Source organism: Flavobacterium sp. GNP010 (assembly GCF_056428945.1).
Map to the genome: position 1 here is coordinate 1 of NZ_JBWJVK010000094.1, position 2,572 is coordinate 2,572.

2 protein-coding genes are annotated in these 2,572 nt (G+C 35.1%); both read left to right on the top strand.

Going from position 1 to position 2,572, the window contains the following annotated elements:
- Positions 1-1,799, top strand: a 1,799-nt coding sequence (locus AC061C_RS15530) for a T9SS type B sorting domain-containing protein (RefSeq protein ID WP_478291924.1), incomplete at its 5' end; no start/stop codon positions are given.
- 151 nt (positions 1,800-1,950) lie between these two features.
- On the top strand, positions 1,951-2,572 hold a 622-nt coding region (locus AC061C_RS15535; protein WP_478291925.1), incomplete at its 3' end, for a PorP/SprF family type IX secretion system membrane protein.

Below are 2,572 nucleotides of genomic sequence, written 5' to 3' on the forward strand. Positions count from 1 at the left end.
ATGTTCCTGCTGGAGCAACTACTGGAACGGTATCGGTACAAACAACTGTGGATGCTATTGATGAAGTAGATGAAACATTCAACATTGCTAATGGAACAGTAAGTACTACTGGTACTATTTTAGATGATAACAATCCCCCTACTGTGGCAACGATCACTCCTGCTTCGGCTACTGAAGGATCTGATGTGGTATTCAACTTTACCTTGAGCAACCCTTCTGATAAAGTGACCACGTATACCTTTGTTTTAACCAATGGTACTGCAGGAAGTGCGGATTACACTACTACAAATGTTACCGTAAATGTTCCTGCTGGAGCAACTACTGGAACGGTATCGGTACAAACAACTGTGGATGCTATTGATGAAGTAGATGAAACATTCAACATTGCTAATGGAACGGTAAGTACTACTGGTACTATTTTAGATGATGATGTTTCTCCTACTATTAATGCAGATGCAGATACCTATTCAGAAATTAATTGTACTTCATTTGGGGTAGTTGGTAATGTTCTGACTAACGATACTTTAAACGGTAACCCAGTGAAACATGAAGACGTAAATATTTCATTAGTTTCAGGCTCGAACCCAAACATTTCGTTAGACAATTTTGGGAATGTAACAGTTCAAAGCGGAATTTCGGGTGGTTCATATGTTTTAACATATCAAATATGTCAAAAACAAAACCCAACCACCTGTCATACAGCTACAATAACAATAAATGTTACAGATACTACAGCGCCAACCATTGCACAATTACCAGCTGCTTCTGCAATAACTTGTAGTTCAACACCAAGTTTTACACAAGCAATAGCAACTGATACGTGTGGGCCTGTAAACTTGACATTCGTTGATGTGAAAGTACAAGGAAGTTGCATAGGATCTTACACCATAACAAGAACATGGACAGCAACTGATTCATCTGGAAATAAAGCTACTGCTTCACAAGTTATTAATGTTAGCGATACAGTTGGTCCAACTACTAACACAGCTTATTCAGCGATACTTAACGTGAATTGTGATGCAATTCCAGCTAGGCCAGAACTTGTATTTGTGGATAATTGTTCAACTGTCTCTACTCCTATTTTTACAGAGAATATCATTAACAGAACTGACAGTTCTTATTCAATAGTTAGAAAATGGTTGGTATCTGACACTTGTGGAAATCCTTCTGAGTTTACTCAAATTGTAAATGTTAGTATCGTCAATAGTGTTGTACCTATCAGCAGTTTTATTTGCAATGATGGAGAAACGACAACAACTGATTTGAATAATTTATTACCAACGGGAACTCCTACTAACGGAACTTGGGTAGATGTGAACAATTCAAATGCTCTACAGGGCAGTATGCTTAACGCTGTTGGACTTTCAGTAAGAGATTACATTTTTGAATATAACGTTAATGATGCTACTTGTCCTAGAACAATTAGAATAACTATGACTGTAAATACAGGGTGTGGAATTGTATTAGCTTGTGGAACGATAGTGGTGCACAACGCATTCTCTCCAAATGGTGATGGAATTAATGAAAAATTCGTAATCGATAATATTGATGATACCGTTTGTTATCCAGATAATACAGTTGAGATTTATAACCGATGGGGCGTATTAGTATATGAAACTAAAGGATATAATAATACGAGTAATGCTTTTGAAGGTATTTCTGCTGGTAGATCTACTATTCAACAATCTGCTGGATTACCAACTGGAACATATTTTTACATCTTGAGTTATACATCTCTTGACGGTACAGGGAAAACTATAACCAACAAAAAAGACGGATATTTATACTTATCCAAATAAATAATCTAATACCTGAGGATTTTTTATCCTCAGGTATTTTATAATTAAAAAACTATTTCATCTTATAAAATCCAATTGAACTTTATCAAATCGAACTAAAGTATTACTCTCTTAAAAGTCGATAGCTAATTCGAGATAATAAATATCTACTATGAAAACAAAATTATTTTCTTTCGTTTTGATGTTTACAGCCTTTGTAAATTATGCACAACAAGATGCCCAATTTACTCAATACATGTACAACACCATCAATATTAATCCTGCCTATGCGGGATCCAGAGGCGCTTTCAGTATTTTTGCGCTACACCGTACACAATGGGTTGGACTAGATGGAGCTCCTGTTACCAATGTTGCCTCTGTCAATACTCCATTAAACGAAAGTAATTTAGGTTTAGGAGTGACTATAATTAATGATAAAATTGGACCTACTACAGAGAATACAATTTCTACTGATGTATCCTACACGGTTCCTACTTCTGAAACTTTTAAGCTCTCTTTTGGAATTAAAGCTACTGCTAACTTGTTTAATTTAGATATTAACAAATTGAATCCAGCTCAAGCTGACCCAAGCATACGAGATTTCAATAATAAATTTACCCCTAATATTGGAGCCGGAGTTTATTGGCATTCTGATAAGGCATATATCGGATTTTCAATTCCTAATTTTATAGAAAGCAAACGCTATGACGACAATGAAGTTGCTATTTTTAAAGAAAAGATTAATTACTATTTAATTGCAGGTTACGCATTTGATATGAATGAATCTATTAAAT